At 25.4% G+C, this 20,270-nt stretch carries 18 protein-coding genes; all 18 read left to right on the plus strand.

From position 1 onward, the window contains the following. Positions 1-8 precede the first annotated feature (8 nt). The 18 genes from BN346_RS16330 to BN346_RS16415 all read left to right on the plus strand — a co-directional run bounded on the left by BN346_RS16330 (position 9) and on the right by BN346_RS16415 (position 20,217). Entirely contained in the window at positions 9-584 is a 576-nt protein-coding gene (locus BN346_RS16330) for a VanZ family protein (protein WP_040330036.1), read from the plus strand. Positions 585-604: 20 nt separating this feature from the next. Next, a complete protein-coding gene (locus BN346_RS16335; RefSeq protein WP_040330038.1) occupies positions 605-1,303 on the plus strand; it encodes an ABC transporter ATP-binding protein in 699 nt (232 codons plus the stop codon). Further along, complete coding sequence (locus BN346_RS16340) at positions 1,290-2,126, plus strand: hypothetical protein (protein ID WP_040330039.1); 837 nt, start codon at positions 1,290-1,292, stop codon at positions 2,124-2,126. The genes BN346_RS16335 and BN346_RS16340 overlap by 14 nt, the downstream gene beginning before the upstream one ends. A gap of 12 nt (positions 2,127-2,138) precedes the next feature. Next, positions 2,139-3,338: a hypothetical protein gene (locus BN346_RS16345; protein WP_040330040.1), complete on the plus strand. Its 1,200-nt coding sequence runs from the start codon at positions 2,139-2,141 to the stop codon at positions 3,336-3,338. A 14-nt stretch (positions 3,339-3,352) separates the two neighbouring features. Further along, positions 3,353-3,709 (plus strand): GntR family transcriptional regulator, encoded by a 357-nt coding sequence (locus BN346_RS16350; RefSeq protein WP_040330041.1) that lies wholly within the window; start codon positions 3,353-3,355, stop codon positions 3,707-3,709. 133 nt (positions 3,710-3,842) lie between these two features. After that, positions 3,843-6,260 (plus strand): hypothetical protein, encoded by a 2,418-nt coding sequence (locus BN346_RS16355; RefSeq protein ID WP_040330042.1) that lies wholly within the window; start codon positions 3,843-3,845, stop codon positions 6,258-6,260. Continuing rightward, positions 6,261-7,199: an ABC transporter ATP-binding protein gene (locus BN346_RS16360; RefSeq protein ID WP_040330044.1), complete on the plus strand. Its 939-nt coding sequence runs from the start codon at positions 6,261-6,263 to the stop codon at positions 7,197-7,199. Then, a complete protein-coding gene (locus tag BN346_RS16365; RefSeq protein WP_040330045.1) occupies positions 7,186-8,079 on the plus strand; it encodes an ABC transporter permease in 894 nt (297 codons plus the stop codon). The genes BN346_RS16360 and BN346_RS16365 overlap by 14 nt, the downstream gene beginning before the upstream one ends. A gap of 159 nt (positions 8,080-8,238) precedes the next feature. Beyond that, positions 8,239-9,312 carry a coiled-coil domain-containing protein gene (locus BN346_RS16370; RefSeq protein ID WP_040330046.1) on the plus strand — a complete coding sequence of 358 codons (1,074 nt, stop codon included), beginning with the start codon at positions 8,239-8,241 and terminating at the stop codon, positions 9,310-9,312. Between the two features lie 249 nt (positions 9,313-9,561). Then, the gene (locus BN346_RS16375; protein ID WP_040330048.1) at positions 9,562-9,762 is read left to right on the plus strand and encodes a hypothetical protein; all 201 of its coding nucleotides are present in this window, start codon (positions 9,562-9,564) and stop codon (positions 9,760-9,762) included. Positions 9,763-10,289: 527 nt separating this feature from the next. Next, the gene (locus tag BN346_RS16380) at positions 10,290-11,294 is read left to right on the plus strand and encodes an AAA family ATPase (RefSeq protein ID WP_040330050.1); all 1,005 of its coding nucleotides are present in this window, start codon (positions 10,290-10,292) and stop codon (positions 11,292-11,294) included. A 15-nt stretch (positions 11,295-11,309) separates the two neighbouring features. Continuing rightward, positions 11,310-12,173, plus strand: coding sequence for a DUF58 domain-containing protein (locus BN346_RS16385; protein WP_040330051.1), 864 nt, complete (start codon positions 11,310-11,312; stop codon positions 12,171-12,173). A 1-nt stretch (position 12,174) separates the two neighbouring features. Beyond that, positions 12,175-13,980, plus strand: coding sequence for a vWA domain-containing protein (locus BN346_RS16390; RefSeq protein WP_040330052.1), 1,806 nt, complete (start codon positions 12,175-12,177; stop codon positions 13,978-13,980). Positions 13,981-13,992: 12 nt separating this feature from the next. Continuing rightward, positions 13,993-16,767, plus strand: coding sequence for a VWA domain-containing protein (locus BN346_RS16395; RefSeq protein WP_040330054.1), 2,775 nt, complete (start codon positions 13,993-13,995; stop codon positions 16,765-16,767). 177 nt (positions 16,768-16,944) lie between these two features. Continuing rightward, positions 16,945-17,778, plus strand: coding sequence for a hypothetical protein (locus BN346_RS16400; RefSeq protein WP_040330055.1), 834 nt, complete (start codon positions 16,945-16,947; stop codon positions 17,776-17,778). 15 nt (positions 17,779-17,793) lie between these two features. Beyond that, complete coding sequence (locus BN346_RS16405; RefSeq protein WP_040330056.1) at positions 17,794-19,014, plus strand: hypothetical protein; 1,221 nt, start codon at positions 17,794-17,796, stop codon at positions 19,012-19,014. A 2-nt stretch (positions 19,015-19,016) separates the two neighbouring features. Continuing rightward, positions 19,017-19,496, plus strand: a complete 480-nt coding sequence (rlmH, locus tag BN346_RS16410; RefSeq protein ID WP_040330057.1) for a 23S rRNA (pseudouridine(1915)-N(3))-methyltransferase RlmH — start codon at positions 19,017-19,019, stop codon at positions 19,494-19,496. Between the two features lie 67 nt (positions 19,497-19,563). Continuing rightward, on the plus strand, positions 19,564-20,217 hold the full coding sequence (locus BN346_RS16415; RefSeq protein ID WP_051540465.1) for a VanZ family protein: 654 nt from the start codon (positions 19,564-19,566) through the stop codon (positions 20,215-20,217). Positions 20,218-20,270: the final 53 nt, after the last annotated feature.

Here is a 20,270-nt window from a genome sequence, read left to right on the forward strand (position 1 = left end):
GTGTAATTTTGGAACTTAATCAAGGTATTGTATTTATTATTGGATTACCATTATTAATGTTAGTAGTTTTTATAAGAGATGTTAAAAGGAAAAATAAAAAAGAATATATAGACTATAATAGAGAATTTATATGGATTTTATTTGTAATATACATATTACTACTTATATCATTATTTATTTTTCCATTAAAAATAGATTTGAGAAATGATTTATCAAGACCTGATATTAATATAATTCCGTTTATCTATACTTTAGAGAAAATTAAAACTTTTGATTTACAAAACAAGGTATATATTATAACATTTTTAAAAACTATATTATCACATATGTTAATTGTTTTACCTATAGGAATGTTTTTACCAATACTGTATAAAAAATTTAATGATTTTAAAATTATAATTACTAGTGGATTTATAATATCATTTGTAATAGAAGGGACTAAATATATGTTATATTACCTTGGAAATGGTGAAAATTTTAGTATAGATAATATAATATTGAGAGTTTTAGGGATTCTATTAGGATATTTTATATATCATATATTTATGATAAAAATTAATAAATTTCTATTTGAAAATATATAAATTGAAGAGGTGAAGTTAAAGTGATAGAAGTAAAAAATGCCTTTAAAAAATTTGGTCGAATTAAAGCTTTAGATGGAGTAAGTTTTAATGTTCAAGAAGGAAAAATAACAGCATTACTTGGGATTAATGGAGTGGGAAAATCAACGACATTAAAATCTATAATGGGACTTGTAAAACTTGATTCTGGTGATATATTTATTGATGGTGAAAAGCTTAAACATAAAACATACAATAAAATTGCAATGGTTCCAGATGTGGACACACAATATCCTAATATGACAATAAAAGATGCTTTTGAATATATGGAAGTATTTTATGAAAATTGGGATACGGATAAAGCTTATAAAATGTTGAACGTGTTTAAATTAAGTGATGATAGAAAAATGGCTAAATTATCTAAAGGAAATTTAGCAAGAGTAAAAATAATTTTAGGTTTTTCACAAAACGCAAAATATCTATTATTAGATGAGCCATTTTCAGGAATAGATGTTTTTACAAGAGAAGATTTTATTGAATCAATGATAAATTATATGGATGAGGATATGGCTATACTAATTACTACTCATGAGATAAAAGAAGTTGAGAATATAGTTGATGAAGTTATTTTATTAGAAGATGGGAAAGTAGTTTTAGACTTTAATGCAGAAGAAGTGAGAGAAAATGAAGGATTATCTGTATTAGACAAGATGAGGGAGGTATATAGGAGTGCAAAAGAATAATAAATTTTCATATTTATTGAATAATGAAATTAATAGAGGAAAGAAAATTTTATTAACTATAATTATTGGACTTATGATACTTACATTGTTTATAGGAATATCAAGTTCAGTTTCAATAAATGAAGAAATAAAACAATTAATTAAAGAAGGTAATACTTTAGAGCAGGCCTTATATTTAAATTTTAATGGAAGGCTTATAGCACCAGGTGAAACACAAAATTATGTAAGATATGGTATAACACTAAGTTCACCTTTAATTGGTTCATTTATAATACTATGTTATGCAGCATTTTGTTGGTATAGAGAGTGGTTTGGTAGCAATAAAACTATATATTCACTAATTATGTTACCAGTATCTAAATCGGTAATAATACTTTCAAAATTAGTATCAGTTGTAATTTACTTTTGTGTATTAATTGGAACACAATTTATAGCAGAATTTATAAATTATAAAGTTTTTTATGCAATTTTACCTAAAGACGGTGTATTAAACGTAAATTTTTTAGAAGTTGTTAATAGAGGGAATTTATCTATTATATTTGGAGAATTTTTAAATCCTATAGAACTTATATTATTTTTAACTTCAGTTATATTAATTATATTTACTGCAGTTTTTATAGAAAGATTTATAAAAGGAAAAGGATTAATATTAAGCATAATTTATGGTTGTATATATATTGCATTATATACATATGTACCTTTTGAAATGCTTACATTATTTGCAGGTGAAAAATTATTATACTTCATAATTGTACCTTCAATATCAATAATATCTAATTTTTATTTATCTAAATACCTATTTGAAAATAAAGTTTCAGTGTAAGGAGGTAAAAGTATGAAAAAGACATTTAATTTAGTTATGACAATAGTAGCAGTTGGTTTGACTCTAACTTTTGCAATAAGCAGTGTTATAGAAAAGCAACCACATAATAAAGTTGAACTGAAAAAAATAAGTGGAGATTATTCGGCACTTAATGATATAAATTTAGAAATTTTAGAACCTAAAACTACTTATTCTGCTGATAAATTAGTGATTGGCAATGATGGTGAAAAGGTAAGTAAGGTTAAATATGATTCATATAGAAATGTATCAGAAGAAGTTTTAAAAAATAAAAAACTGTATAGAGATGCAATGAGGCATAGTGGATATATAAACTATGATAACGAAAATTACAAATTTGTTGTATCATCATCTTTTGATTATACAGGACGTTCAAACAGAAATAATTATAGAAATACTATACATGTAGCATATAAAAATAAGGAAAATAATAATATAGAAAAATTTGAAAAAGTTATAGAAGCAGATGGAAATATAAATTTATTAAAAGCATTTGATTTTGAAAATAAAGTAATGCTTTTACTTGAAAACTCATCAATGAATGAAAAAGGTGAATCATATAAAAGTTTATTTTTATATGAATTAGAATTACAAAGTAAAGATATTAAATTAATAAAAGAATTTAAAGTAGAGAAAATTTCAGGGGTAGGCTCAAAAGATGTATTCATTATTAATGACAATGTTTATATAAACAATATGAATAGTGTTCAAGATGATAAAATGAGTTTTATAGTATTAAACCTTAAAGAACAAACTATAAATACAATTGAAACTGAAAAATTAAACTTTGGTAAGAAGGATTTACAAGTGCATAGTTGTAGCGATTTAGATGGTGAATATATATATACATTAGTAAATATTAGAGAGCATTATATAACAAATAAAGAAGAACAATATTTTGTTAAATTTAATATAAAATCAAATAAATTTGAGGATATTAAAAAAATTGGGGATATTGACATGAGTGAAGGACAGTATAGTGACATAGTTGATTTAAAGGTTAAAGATGGAAACATGTATTTACTTTCACAAAAAGTTAAAGAAGAGTTAAATTATTATAACGATAAATTTGATTTGCAATTTAAAGTTTTAAATTTAAATGAAAATAAAAATAAATTAGAACTAAATATAGGCAATACGTCAGGATATTATAATCGCATAAAATTAACAGAAATGAATTTAAATGAAAATTAAAGGGAGATGGTTTAGTGAATTTTTTAGTTAATGATAAGGAACCTATATATCTCCAAATAATAAGGCATGTAAAACAGTCCATAGTAAAAGGTGATTTAATGCCTGGTGATACAATTCCATCTAGAAGAGAGCTGGCAGAAATATTAAAAGTAAACCCCAATACAGTTCAAAGAGCATATAAGGAGATGGAAAGTATGGAGATGATAAATACAGTTAGAAATTTTCCAAGTAGTATAACAACTAATGAGGAAATTTTAAAAAATATAAAAGAAGAACTTATAAATGAATCATTAGAAGTATTTATAGAAAATATGAAAGCTATAAATGTTTCTAAGAATGAAGTTATAGAAATAATTAATGAAAGATACTAAAATATAAAAATTTAAATAATTAAGAATTAAGATTTAAAGAATAAATTCTAAGATATATATTAGTTTTTAATCTACAATCATTAATTCTTAATTCTTTAAAAAGTTCGATTAAGAAGGGAAAGGGAGTAAGTACATGAAAAAAATAAAGAAAATTTTTAATATTGCTATTTTAATATTGCTAATAATTCAATTTGTTGTGCCACAAAGTGTGTTTGCAAAAGATAATAAAAGTGATATTAAAATAAATAGTATTGAAGTCGGTTACGATAAAAAATATAAAGTTGGGTATGAAGTGCCAATAAAAATAGAAGTTGAAAATATAGGTAAAGATTTTAATGGACAAGTTCAAGTATTGGTACCTACAAAAGATAATAATAATATGTTTATGGAAAAATATTCTGGATATGTTGCATATTCAAATAATATTTCAATTGAGGCTAATACAAAAAAAACAGTGACAATATATGCTGAAATAGCTGATTATATTAGTAATTTAGTTAGAGTTACTGATGGAGAGAAAGTTATTGTAGAAGAAAAGTTAAAATCTTATGGTGGCTCATACTCAGATACTCCGTATATTGGAGTTTTAACGGATAATCCTACATCTATGACATATGTAAAAGACGCAATGTTAAATGGGAACTCTAAAAGTACTGTTATAAATTTTACAGAAAAAAATTTACCAGATGTTTATGAAGGATTAAGGGCATTTAACTCAATCATTATAAGCAATTTTGACACTTCAAAATTATCAGAAAGACAATATGAAGCATTAAAAAAATGGGTTTTAAATGGTGGAAGTTTAGTATTAGGAACTGGAGAAAATTATGAAAAGACACTTAGCATATTCAAAGATGATTTTATTGTAGGTGAAATTAAAGGTTCACAAAAAATAGATAGTGATAAAATAGTAAGTTTTGTAAAAGGTGATGATGGAAATATTCCATTAAATATAGCTAGTATTAAAGTTGATGGAATGAAAATTATTTTAGAGGAAAATAAAGAAAATCCATTAATAGTTAAAAGTAATAAAAATAGTGGAAATATAATTATAGCAGCTTTTGATTTTTCAAGTAACAATATTTCAGAGTGGAATAAAAATAGTAATTTAATAGCTAATATATTAAATAATAACAAATTAATTGCTGATAGTAATAATACTTTCTATGATAATATTTGGGAACTGCCTAATATATTATCAAGATTTTCAGAGATAAATCAAATAAAGATAGGTACGCTTACATGGGGATTACTAATATATATACTACTTATATTCCCAGGTGCGTATATAATTTTAAAGAAAAAAGATAAGAAAGAAAAAATGTGGGTAGTAGCACCAGGTATAGCAGTTATATGTTCTATAGCAATGATATTTTATGTAAAGATGTCAGGGGTTAATAAAATTTATGCAACATCAGTTAATTTTGTTAATTTGAATAATAATAGGGAAAGCACTCAAAGTTTAATATCATTAAATAATTTAACTAAAAAAGAAAGTAGAATAGAGTCAGAAATAGATATTAAAAGATTAGAAACTAATAAAAATCAATATGATGATGGTAATGCAAAAATGGAAATACCTAATAAAATAAAGGCAACAGTTAATCAAGATGACAATTCACTAGTTCTAAATGATTTGAATTTAGTGGAAACTAACTTATTAAAAGGATATGGAACAAAAGGCGAAGCAGGTGATATATCTTTAGAATTTAAAGTAGAAGGTACAGAATTAATAGGAATATTAAAAAATAATACAAAGTATAAACTAGAAAATGCATTTATAATATCTAATTCAGGAACAATTATGAACTTAGAATCAATTGAACCTAATGAAGTTAAAGAGTTTAACTTAAATGATGTTAAACTTTCAAGTAGTTTATACAATGGTTCATGGGATGTAATAAATGAAATATTAAAAATTGATAGAAATCAAGATATAAGTAGATTAAAAGGAAAAGAGAAAGAGGAAAGAATAAATCTTGAACTGAAAGCCTCTATATATGAAATATTATTTAGGATGCAACAAGAGCAAGTTCAGAATGTTGGAAAATACAGTATTGGGGCAATAATAGACAATTATGAAACATCACCTATATTAGTAGATGGAAAAGAAATAAAAAAATATAATAGAAGTACTTTATTTACTAGTATGGATGTGAAATTTGATATTCCAACAGGCAAGGAATTTGAACTTCCGGAGGAATTTGTAAATTTCACTGTACAGCCAATAGGGAAAGAATTTAACTTTGACAATTATAATAACACATTTTATAGCAATTCAATGGGAGAAGTAATATATTCATTAGGCAATGAATTTGAATATTCTAAAGTAAATATAAACTTTAGTGGAACGAATAGTGATTATGAAATATATAACTTGGAAAAAGGCGAATATGAAAAGCTAGAAAAAGATATTAAAAACAAAATTATTGATAAAGAAAGTATAAAAAAATATTTAGATGAACAAGCTCAAATAAAAATTAAAGTAAAAGTAAGTCCTGAGGGGGAAGCACTAGTGCCTAAATTATCAGTTAAAGGGGTGAAAAGATAGATGCTTAAGATAAATAATTTAGTAAAAAAATATGGCAACTTTAAAGCTGTAGATGATCTAAGTTTACATGTTAAAAAAGGCGAAATATATGGATTTGTTGGGCCAAATGGAGCAGGAAAAACTACGACAATGAAAATAGTGAGTGGGCTTTTAGCATGTACTAGTGGAGAGGTCTATATAGATGGTATAGATGCATTGAAAAATCGTAGATTAGTAAAAAGAAAAATAGGATATATGCCTGACTTCTTTGGAGTATATGATGATTTAAAAGTAGAAGAGTATTTAGAGTTTTATGCATCTATATATGATATTGAAGGAAAAGAAAAAGATGAATTAATAAAAGATCTTTTAGCACTTGTGAATTTAACTGATAAAAAAGATGCTTATGTTGATGATTTGTCTAGAGGTATGAAACAAAGATTATGCCTTGCCAGATGTTTAGTTCATAATCCAGAACTGTTAATACTCGATGAGCCAGCATCAGGAATGGATCCTAAGTCTAGAATTGAAATGAAAAATATATTAAGAACATTAAAAGATATGGGAAAAACAATTATAATAAGTTCACATATTTTACCGGAACTTGCAGAACTATGTACAAATATTGTAATTATTCAAGGTGGAAAAGCAATAATAAGTGGTACAGTTAAAGAGGTTATGGATAATGTGTATAAAACTAAATCTATAAAAATAAAAGTTATAGAAAATGCTGACAATGTAATAAATACATTAAAAGAATATGTAGAAGTGAGCAATGTAAAAACATTAGTAAATAATATAATAACTGCAGATTTTAATGGAAATGATGAAGTGATGAGTAGTATTTTAGAAAGGCTTATAATGAAAAAAATAAAAGTAGTTGACTTTACAACTATGGAAGGTAACTTAGAAGAAGTATTTATGAAGGTAATTGGAGGTGAAAACATTGAAGAACATTAAAATGAATCCTGTATTGAAAAAAGAAATGAAAATATCTATGAGAAGTATAAAGAGTAGTGTAGTTGTAGCAATTTATCTTGGTATATTAGTACTAACTTTATGTGGTTCATTATATTTAGAATCGGCTTATAGAGGTATGATTATAAGAAGGGATGCAACAATAGCTTTTGTAATTTTAATGATTATTCAGTTTAGTTTAATATCATTAATAGCACCAACAATTACAGCAGGAGCTATTTCAGGTGAACGAGAAAAGCAGACATTAGATATACTACTTACTACAGATATGAAATTTTCCTCTATAATTACAGGAAAGTTATATGCATCTCTAAGTAGAATAGTGCTTTTAATATTAACATCAATACCTATATTTATATTTTTATTATCTTATATTGGAATAAATTTAAAATATGCTATATGGATATTAATTATGAATTTGATAACAGCAGCATTTGTTGGATCAATAGGTCTTTATGCATCAACTTATTTTAAGAAAACTATGGTAGCGACAATAGTTTCATATATAGTTATATTTTTAATATATGTATTACCAGTTATAATTTGTGGAATAACACAAATTTATAGTGCAAGCAAAGGAATGACACCATTAGTAAACTATGATAGAACATACTATTATATTCTTGTAAGTCCAGCTGTAGGCTTTGTGTCACTTATACTTTCACAATTGGGAATTTCAGTAGAAAGTATGTTTGGAAGTACTTTAAGCTTGAATTATCTAGGATTAAAGTCATATGGTGTTACAGCAATAATAATGATAATACTTACAATAATACTAATTATATTAGCTACAAGAAGAATAAATCCAATGAGAGAACGTAGGAAAAAAAATAAAAGAAAAAAAGAAGTAGTAAAGAGTTAATTTTTTTAGAGTTAAAAAATAATTAAATAGTAATATTAGAAAATTGAGAATGAAAAATTAGAAATAATAAAAGAAAAGATATTAATAAAATTATATTTTATATTCATTCTCAATTTTAAATTGATACATAAAAGTTTTAAATAGAGGTGGTGAATATAAGTGGATGTAAGAGATATTAAAAAAAAATTATTAAAGTGCAAAATTAGAATAGCTATAAAAAATTTCCTGAACAATATAGTAATTGCGTTGAGTGTAGTTCTTGCAATAGGATGTTGTATAAAAATAGCATCTATGATTATACCAATTTATGATATTTTAAATAAAACTATATGGTTGTCTTTTATAGTTTTAGCATTATCTTGTGTTTATAGTATTTACAAAGTTCCCAGTTATAAAGTTGTTGGAAAAGAAGTTGATTTTCTTGGATTAAAACAGAGAGTCACAACAATTTTAGAAATGAAAGAAGAAGATACTCCATATTACAAATTACTTTTTAATGATGTAAAAAATGAGTTAGACAATTTTGAAGTAAATAGTATAAGCATATTTCCACAAAAAAAGTATTTAAAAATTTGCTGTGGATTAATAGTAGTTTTTGCATCAATATTATTTATTCCAAGTCCAATGAAAGATAAAGCAGAAAAATTAAAAGCATTAAATGTTGAGCAAAAACATGAAGTTGAAAAAGTGGAAAAAATAGAAAAAGAAATAAAAAACAATAATGAAATTAATGAAATAAAAAAATTACAGATAGAAAAAGAATTAAAAGATTTAAAAAAAGAAATAAAAAAGAGCAAAGATGAAAAAGAAATTACAAAGTCGTTGGAAAAAGCTACAGTGAAATTAGATAATATAAAGAATAAGAATTTAAATGCTGTGGCAAATAGTTTAGAAAAGAATAAAAGTTTAAAAGGATTATCAGAAGCTATAAAAAATAAAGATAAAGATAAATTAAAGGAAGAAATAAAAAAAGCAAAAGAAACTTTAAAAAGTGCTGATGATAGTGAAAAAAAGAGTATTGCAGAAGCGTTAAAAAAAGCAGCAGAAGACATGGATGATGCAAAATTAGGTGAAGCATTAAATAAAGTTGCAAAAAACATGGAAGAAAATGATGATGAATTATCAGAAGCTACAGATGCTTTAGAAAAAGAGTTAGAAGATGAAATGAATGAAGATGCCATTGAAAGTGTAAAAAAACAAGTTAAAAAGAATTGCAGTAGTGGTGGAACATGAAGTGCTAGTACGGATGGTAGTGGAACTACAAGTGCAAAGGGAACAGGAAATGGATCTGGAAATAGTGGAAGTAGTGGAAGTGGTTCAGGAAGTGGTGCAGGGAACGGAACTAAAGTATCAAATACTACAAAGGGTAGTACTAGTATTAGTACTGGTGTAGGAAAAGATAAAAAGAGCAATTATGAGGAAACTGAATGGGATAAAGTTTATGTAGGTGAAAGAATAAATAAAGATGGAAATGATGAAAAGATGAATGGAAAAGTAAATGATGATGGAAGTAGCACAATGCAGAAATCAAGTAAATCTAAAACTTCAGCTGGAAGTTATGTAGAGTACAACAAAGTTATAGGTGACTACAAAAATGAATCATTAGAATCTATGGAGAATAGCAGTATTCCAAAATCAATGAGAAATATAATAAAAGAATACTTTTCAATAATAGAAGAATAAACTTTTAAGCTATTCATGATGTGGTTGAGAATGAGAGCGTTGCAATGTTATACACAAATTAACAATTAACTATGAACAATTAACAATGAAGGATAAAACTGAAGTCTCAGTTTTTTAAAATCAATTTTTATAATGCATTACAAAGGAAATTATTTAAACACCATATAAAAACTAAATTTTATAAAATATACAAAGTAATAATTATATTTACTATTAAAACTATGGTTAGTAAGAATATTATAATGGGGAATTTATTCTCCAAAATGAACTTTTTATGGATAAATATTATATTAATTTTATTTGAAGTGCAAATAAAACATTGTAGCGAGGATTTCAACCATCATTGTTAATTGCTAACTGTTAATTGTTAATTGGTTACAAATATAATAATGGAATAAACTGTAGGAATAGTAGTATCATTTGATAAAGCTATTATTTTAAATTTGAACCCTAGAGTTATATTCAAGAGAAATTGAAGATTATATGAAATATAAATTGAAACACAATAAAATGAGGAGATGATAAAGATGGAAAAACAAATAAGTTATGATGAAGATAGAATTAAGGAAATTATAGATAAGATAAATAAAGTTGAGAATGAGATTGGAAAAGCTATAATTGGACAGAAAGATGTTATAAGACAGGTTATTATAGCAATATTACAAGGCGGAAATGTTTTGTTAGAAGGTTCTCCAGGGCTTGGAAAGACACAACTTGTAAAGACATTATCAAATGTTATGGATTTGCCTTTTTCGAGAATTCAATTTACGCCAGATTTAATGCCAGCTGATGTTGTTGGTACTAATATAATTGTGAAAGATAAAGATGGAAATAGTGATTTTTCATTTCAAGAAGGACCTATATTTTCAAGTTTAGTTTTAGCAGATGAGATAAATAGAGCAACACCTAAAACACAATCTGCATTGTTAGAAGCCATGCAGGAGCATACAGTTACAGTTGGAAAGAAAACATATAAGCTTAAGGAACCATTTATGGTGCTAGCAACTCAGAACCCAATTGAAATGGAGGGAACTTATCCACTTCCAGAGGCACAGTTAGATAGATTTTTATTTAAACTAATTGTACCTTTTCCAACATTAGAAGAACTTAAAGAAATAATGAATGTAACAGTAAAAAATAACGCTATAGATTTAAACAATGTGATTACTGGAGAAGAAATTTTAGAAATAAGAGAAATTTTAAGAGAAGTTCCAATGTCAGAAGCGGTTGAAGAATATGCATTAAGAATTGTTTTAGCAACTCATCCCGAATATGAAAAGGCTCCAGAAATAACTAAAAAATATATAAGATTTGGAGCAAGTCCAAGAGCAGCACAAGCATTAATTACTGCCTCAAAAATAAGAGCAATAATGGAAGGAAGATTTAATGTAGCTTTTGAAGATATTGAATATATAGCATATCCAGCACTGAGGCATAGATTCTTTTTGAATTTTGATGCTATAGCAGATGATGTAAGCAGTGAAGATGTTTTAAAAGAAATATTAAAAATTCAATTAAATAATCTTCGCTAGAATAAGGTGAATCAAATGGAAAATAAGATTTTTGATAAAGAGTTTTTTAATAAACTAAAAACTATGTCATTACAAATAAAAGCATTGACAGAAGGTGGACAGTCTGGTGTACGTCGCTCAAAATCAAAAGGTACATCTGTTGAATTTTCAGACTTTAGAGAATACAACATAGGCGATGATATAAGAAGAATAGATTGGAATGCATATGGACGATTTGAAAAATTATTTATAAAATTATTTGTAGAAGAAAAGGAAGCTAATATAAATATATATATAGATTGTAGTAAATCTATGGACTTTGAAGAAAAACGAGAAGTTACATTGAAGATTTCAGCAGTAGTAGCTTATTTAGCATTAAATAATCAAGATAAAGTAAATATTAATTTAATTACTAGGGATGGAATAAAAAGTGAAAAATATTCAGGTATATTATCTTTTCAGAGAATACTTAATTTTATAGAAAAAGAGACTTTTGAGGGAACTGTAAAAATCAATAATTCTATAAAAAGAAATAAAATAAAATCAAAAGGATTATCGATAATCATATCAGATTTTTTAAATGAAGAAGATATAGAAGATAGTATTAGATTTTTAAAATATTGTCATCAAGAAATATTAATTATAAATGTTTTAAGTGACAGTGAATTAAACCCAAAGTTAAATGGTGAGGTTACACTTGTAGATAGTGAAAGTGATAAAAAAGTTCAACTAACAGTAACATCAAAAATTTTAATAAATTACAAAAAAGCATTAGAAAGATTTACATTAAACTTAAAAAATATATCACAAAAGTATGGTGGAAAATTAATTCAGGTTTCAAGTAATGAATCAATAGATAAAATTATTTTTGATAAGCTTTTTAAGGAGGGAGTGATATAAAATGAAATTTTTCTCTCCAATGAATTTATGGTTTTTAATTTTAATTCCAATGTTTATAGCTATGTATATATTAAAGAGAAAACATGAAGAAGTGAATGTTTCTAGTACAATGCTTTGGAAAGAAGCATTAGAAAATTTAGAGGCAAGTACTCCTTGGGAAAAGTTAAAAACTAATGTACTCTTTTTTTTACAATTGCTAACATTATTGTTATTAATATTTTCACTTGCAACTCCTTTTATTTATAGCAATTTAAAAGGATATAGTAATGTAATTATAGCTTTTGACAATAGTGGTAGCATGAATTATAAAACTAAATCTGGAACTAAGCTTGAAGATAGTAAAAAGGAAGCAATAGATATAGTGAATAATCTTCCAAGTAGTGCTGAAGTTACAATAATAAAATCATCACCAAAGGCAGAGATAATTTTATCATCATCAAAGGATAAAAAAGCTGCAAGGAATATAATTAATGAAATAACTTCAAGTAATGCAATTGATGCAAATGATGGTGCAATCTCACTTATAAAATCTATGGCATCTGTAAATAAAGATATTGCATATTATTATTTTACAGATGAAGAAATTAAGATAGATAATGTAAAGGGGCAGGTAGTATCCTTTGAGAATGTAGGAGAAAATGCATTAGTTGAAAATTTAGCTACTGCTGTAGAAAATAATGAAATAAATGCATTAGCAACTATAAGTAATAATTCAAAGGAACCTAAAAATTTAGAGGTATCACTTTATGGAGATGATAAGTTACTTCAAATTAAAGAAATTTCAATAGGTGGAGAAGAAAGTTTAAATGTTCAATTTGATAAAGTAACTAATAACATAGAAACTATGTATGTAGAAATAGATATAGATGATAGTTTAAATGAAGATAATAGATATTACAGTGTGGTAAATCAAGCAACTAGGAAAAAAATATTGATGATAAGTGAGCGGAATTTATTTTTAGAAAAGGCTATATCATTAAGAAATGATGTTGAGTTTTTTAAAACTAATGATGCAAATGAAATAAAGGAAGGCTATGATGTATATATTTATGATGGCATTATGCCAGAAGAACTGCCTAAAGAGGGAAATGTTTTAATTATAAATCCAAGTTTAGAGAATAAATATGTATCACTAGATAATGAAGTAGAAGGTGGAAAAGCATTATTTGTTAAATCTAAAGTTACCGAGTATATAGAAGGTGAAGGCTTTGAACTTGCTAAATTTAAACCTATAAATCTAAATGGAAACTTTGAAAGCTTTATAGAGTTAAATGATAAATCATTAGGAGCAGTTGGAGTAGTGAATAACTCTAAAATAGCAGTTTTATCTTTTGATATACATGATAGTGATATGCCACTAACATATAACTTTCCAGTACTTATGAATAATTTAGTAAATTATTTATGTGGAAATAACATTATAGATAGAAGCGATTTTATTTGTAGTGAAGAGGTAAAAATATCTATTTTAAGTGATGTAAAGAACTTGAAAATCATAAACAATAATAAAGATGAAAAAACTTTCAATACAGATAATGAAAAAGAATTAATTTATAAAGATACAATTAATCCAGGAATATATGAAGCAATTCAAAATAGTAAAGAAATAAATTATGATAATAAATTTTCAGTAAATTTTCCAAGAGAAGAGAGTAAGGAAAGTAATTTCAAAAACAATGAAAGTGTAGAAAAAAGTAATGATAATACATCTGTAAAGGGAATTAACATTACAAATTTATTAATAATACTTGCGATTATATTAGTTGTATTAGAATGGTTTTTCTATATAAAACTAAATAATAAATAAGGAGGGGACAATATGAATTTTTACTTTGAGAATAAGATATATTTATTACTATTGGTTTTTGTTCCTTTCATTATTTATTTTGGAATTAAGAAACTTAAATATATAGATGATAAAAAGAAAAAAATTATTATAACATTAAGAACAGTAGTAATAGTATCTTTAATTTTAGCATTGAGTGGAACTAGCTTCTATTGGAATGCTAAAAATACAACTACAATATTTCTTTTAGACAATTCACAGTCAGTAAAGTCAAGTCAAAAAGATTTTGAGGAATTTGTAAATAAGGCTATAAAAATAAAACCTTCAAAGGATAGTATTGGGGTAGTATCTTTTGGAACAAAGCCATATATAGAAACTTTTGTTTCAAAGGATGGAAAATTTTCAAAAATATCTAATGAAGTAAATAATGAATATACAAATATAGAAAAATCAGTTCAATATGCATTTTCTTTGTTTCCAAACAATACAAAAAAGAGAGTAGTTCTTTTAAGTGATGGATTTGAAAATGACGGTAATGTTTCCAATGTAGTTTCATCATTAAAGGAAGCTGGTGTTGATTTAAAAGTATATAAGTCAAAAGAAAAATCTTCTAGTGATGTTGCTGTAGATGAGATAAAAGTATCAGAAAAAGTTAATTTAGGAGAAACTTTTGATGTTAATTTAAAAATAAAAAGTACAGTAAATACAAAAGTTAAAATAACACTTTATAGTGGTAATGTAATTGTAGGAAAAGAAGAAGTCAATGTAAATAAGGGTGAAAATAACTTTGTATTTAAAGATACAGCTAAAGAAGGTGGCTTTAAAAATTATAGAGCTAGTATAGAAGCTGATGTTGATGAAGAAATAAGAAACAACGAAGCAAGTGCATTTACAGAAGTAATGGCAAAACCTAAAGTACTTGTGTTAGAAGATAAAAAAGAAGAAAGTGATGAATTAATAAATATTTTAAATTCGTTGCAAATACCATATAAAAAAATAGATGCATCTGTAGCACCTAAAACTATAGAAGAATTAACAGCATTTAAAGCAATTATAAGTTGTAATGTAGCTGTTGATAATATGGCAAAAGAATTTTTAAATTCAATTGATAGTTATGTTAAAGATTTTGGGGGAGGATATATTGCTATAGGTGGAGATAACTCTTATGCATTAGGTAGTTATATGGGAACACCTCTTGAAAAAGTATTGCCAGTAAATATGGAAGTAAAGGGAAAGAAAGAAGTTCCTAAAATGGCTATGGGACTTGTTATAGACCGTTCAGGAAGTATGTCTGATACTATAGGAGGGCTTAGCAACTTAGATCTTGCAAAAGAAGGTGCAATAAGAAGCTTGAAATCTTTAAGAAATGGAAAAGATGAGATAAGTGTAATTACCTTTGATGATGCATTTTCAAAAGTAGTTGATAGGCAAATAGTTAAAGATGAAAATAAAATAATAGAAGATATTGGTTCTATAACATTAGGGGGTGGAACTAGTATAGTTCCAGGACTTACTGAAAGTTATGAAAGTATGAAATCAAGTGATGCAAAGGTAAAACATATTATACTATTAACAGATGGTCAAGCTGAAAAAAGTGGTTATGATGAGTTAATAAAAAACATTAATGAAAATAATATTACGGTATCCACAGTAGCGGTTGGTCAAGGTGCTGATAAAATTCTTTTAAAGAATATAGCTGAAAGATGTGGTGGAAGGTATTATGAAGTTTCACAAGGAACAGATATACCACAAATATTTGCAAAAGAAACTTTTTTAGCACAAAAGTATTACTTAAATAATAGAGAATTTACTCCAGTTATAAATTCAAAAGGGGGAGTACTTACAGGAGTCTCAGAGAATGGACTTCCAACATTACTTGGATATATAGGAGCATCACCAAAATCAACAGCAAATGTACATTTAAAATCAGATGAAGATGACCCAATACTTACAACATGGCAATATGGTCTTGGAAAAACTGTTGCATGGAACTCAGATTTAACAGGACAATGGACAAAAAATTATGTTGGTTGGAATAACTTTAAAACATTGTGGAACAATTTAATAAATTATAGTACTAATAATTTTTCAGAAGGTGGAAATTATATTGAAAGTACTAAAAATGGAACTGATTTAAATATTGTTTTTAGAAAAGAAAGTGAAACTAATGTTGAAAATTCTAAAGCTAAAGCAATAGTTGTAACTCCATCCAAAGAAAGAATAGAAATTCCTTTAAATCCAAAATCATCTAAAGAGTATAACGGTACAGTTGAAGCAAAAGAAACTGGAGTTTACATGATACAAGTTGTAGAAGAAGTAGATGGAAAGGTAAATTCTACAGCTATAGGGGGATATTCTAATCCGTACTCAGAAGAATTTTCTTTAGATAATAAAAAGGATGTTACAGAGTATTTAATTAGTGAGTTAAATGCAAAAGTTATAACAGATGAAAATGAAGTATATAAAGAAAATAAAGTGGCAAAAAAGGCTAAGAGGGAATTAAGTGATATGTTCATCATAATAGCACTGATTACATTCTTTTTAGATATAGCCTTTAGAAGATTAGATTTATATAGTTATATGGGAAAATTTAAGAGGAAAATAAAAGTAGAAAAAAGTAATACTGTAAAAAATACAGATGTAAAAGTAGAAAAAACACCTAATGTTGAAGTAGAAAATAATTTAGAAAATGGCACTGAACTTTTAAGTAAGAAAAGCAAAACAAAAAAGGATAAGCAAAAGAAAAAGACTAAAATCCATGATGAAAAGAAAATATTAGATACAAAGTCGTTATTGAACAAGAAATAAGTTGAAAATATGATTTAATAGAAGATAAAGTACTTAAAATATCATTAGTAATTTGTACTTTATCTTTTCATTAGAAAATATACAAAAATTTCTTGAATTGTTTAATTATTAATACTATATTAGTAATTGGTGTGATTAAATAGATTTCAATATAAAAATTTTAGGTGGGATGGGGTTATGAGAAATAGATTTATTATACTTCAATATTTGATAAGTAATGAGATGGATAGAGCAAAAAAAATTTTATTTCCATGTATATTAGCATTTATGGGATTAATTTTAGGCTATGGAACAGTAAAAACACTAAAATATAGAAAAAACATATTTCAATTAAAAAAAAATAATAGTAGTGATGAGATTATATTAAAGCAATTTGGTGATTATTTGACATCAATAAACTTATTTAAAGAAATATATACCTTTATGATTATAATTCTATTATTGGGATTCATATTTATAATGATTTATTCAGCATTTTCATGGTATAGAGAATGGTTTGGTGAAAATAAGACAATTTATTCTATAATTATGTTACCAATAAAAAAAAGCAATATAATTTTATCAAAACTTATAACTAGTATTATATATTGCTATTTATTCTTTTCAACTCAAATATTTTCATATTTTTTAATTCATAAAATTTTTTATATTGTAATACCAAAATTTTTTACTTCTAAAATAAAGTTTTTATATACAATTAGAATTATTGATTATAAAACTATATTTAAATTTGGAGCATTGGCTAACCTACATATGCTATTGTTTTTTTTATCTATAGTATTAATAATTTTTGTTATGGTATTTTTAGAGAGATGTTTTAAAAAGACAGGTATTATATTAGCTCTATTATATGGCAGTCTATTTGTATTTTTATATGGAATACTTCCATTTAAGTTTGTAAGCTTATTTTCTTTTGAAAGATTGGTGTATTTTGTAATTATATCAATTATATCAATTGTATTAAATTTTTATATAGCAAATACATTACTAAATGAAAAGATTTCAGTATAAATGAGGTGATGGTGAGTGAAAACTAGAGGGAATTCTATAATTATTGGAGCTACAGCTTTTATAATGCTAACATATATAACGTTATCTGTTGTTGGAGCTAGAGAAAATACAGAAATAGAAATAGAAAAAATAAATGGTAAAATATCACAATTAGGAAATGTAAAAGTTGTAGCTATTGCACCTTATAGTGATTTTAAAGCAAGAAAATTGATATTTAATAGTAATGGAAATAATGAAATAGAAGAGATAAAATATGATAGATTTTATAATGTAGATGAAAAAGTATTAAATAATAAGGACTTATATAGAGAAACTATGTATCCAACAACTAGCTTTGAAAATAGTGATGTACAAATAATCGGTAGTGGCGATTGGAATGAAATAGATATAGCTGAAAATTTGAATTCATACACTATAAATATAGCGTGTAAGGAAAAAAATAGTGGAAAGATAGAACGAATAAAAACTGATAAAAAGGTTTATGATATGTCATTATTAAAAATTCAAGTAGTAGGAAATAAAACATATTTAATAGCAGAAGAAGTAGAAATGAGCAATGATAAAATGGAACCTAAGCTTGTAGTGTATAATGTAGATTTTAAAAATAAAGCAATTGATGAAGTTAAGAGATATGATGTTTTGGAAAATACTAGATGCATTCCATCAAATAATTCTGTTAAAAATAATAAGTTTTATTTTTTAATAAATCATAATGCTGATGATTATTTAGGGAAAAAAAGTGCTTATAAGATATCAATAGGATGTATAAATTTAAATACACTAGAACTTGATACAGTGGATTATGATTTGTTTGAAGTAAATGATATGGAGTTAGATAGTTCTGTTCAATATTATATAGAAGGAAATAAACTTTATGGAATTAGCACTGTAGCCACTAATTATAATAAAATAAAGAGTGATTATTTTTTTCAATTTGATTTAGAAAAAAATAAGTTTGATATTGTAAAGGAATTAGGTATAAATGTTAATACAACTAAAAAAGAAGAAGATATAATAGATTTTAAAGTAGAAAAAAATAAAATGTGTCTATTATTAAGAAAAAAATATAAAGAAGATGATGGAAATCCGATAAGACAATCTGAGTGTTTTGTTAAAGTAATAAATATGGATACACAAAAAGAAGTAATGATGGCAAAAATATTGCCTAACAGTGAATATTATTATTCAATAAAACTAGATAAAGATTTGTCTAAAACTAAAGAAAAGGGAGCATAAAAATGAATATTACAGTAGTGTCAGTAGGAAAATTAAAGGAAAAGTATTTAAAATTAGCAATAGATGAATATAGTAAAAGGTTATCAAGATATTGCAAGCTTGATATAGTAGAGCTGCCTGATGAAAAAACACCAGATAATGCATCAGAAAAGGAAGAATTAGCAATAAAGGATAAAGAGGGACAAAACATATTAAAACACATTAAAGAGAATAGTTTTGTAATAGCATTAGATTTAAAAGGTGAAATGATAACATCAGAAGGACTTGCAAAATATATAAAAGATTTAGGGGTAAGAGGAAATAGTAATATAGTTTTTGTAATAGGTGGTTCATTAGGACTAAGTAATGATGTAATAAAAAGGGCAAATTATAAATTATGTTTTTCTAAAATGACATTTCCACATCAACTATTTAGAGTAATGCTTTTAGAACAAATATATAGATCATATAGAATCAATAACAATGAGCCATATCATAAGTAAAAAATTGAAGTAACTAATATTTTAAATAAAAGGGTAAGCAAATGATTGGTTAATGGAGAAATTTAAGATGGGATATATTTTAGAAGCGTTGGCAGAATACGTTTTTATGTTATCAATATTTATTGTAATAGAGATAATAATTTGTTTCTATTATAAAAAAAAGGGTGTAGTAATAAAAAAAGGTTTTATCATAGGATGGCAATTATTAGCATGCTTAATGACTATGATTTTCTCAATTACTGGAGCAAGTGGGATTAGTGATATCGGAAATCATGGTAAAGCTATAATAAGATTAGATGAAATAAACTTAATCCCTATTATTAAATGGGGTATTGGAGATTTATTTGGAGTAATTATGAATATAATTATGTTTATTCCTTTTGGTATTGGAATTCCATTACTTTGGAAGAATAGAACTACATTTGTTAGAACTACATTTGTTGGTTTTGTGTTTTCATTGCTTATAGAAATAAGTCAGTTATTTAATTTTAGAGCAACGGATATAGATGATCTAATAATGAATACATTAGGAACAATGATTGGATATGGAATATATTATTTGTTGTTGAGAAAAATAACAATATTTCAAATGGATAATAGCAATAAGAAAAAGGTGTTGAAAAATACTGCATTAATTAATGTTGTTACAATATTTGGAACGTATTTTTTTATAGGAAATAGCATCATAAATTTAATATGGAGAAGTATATATAAGTACTAAAATAGATGTATACCCCCTTAATAATTATTTTTTAAATATTAAGGGGGTATATT

The organism is Clostridium ihumii AP5, from assembly GCF_000612845.1.
Classification (GTDB): domain Bacteria; phylum Bacillota; class Clostridia; order Clostridiales; family Clostridiaceae; genus Clostridium_J; species Clostridium_J ihumii.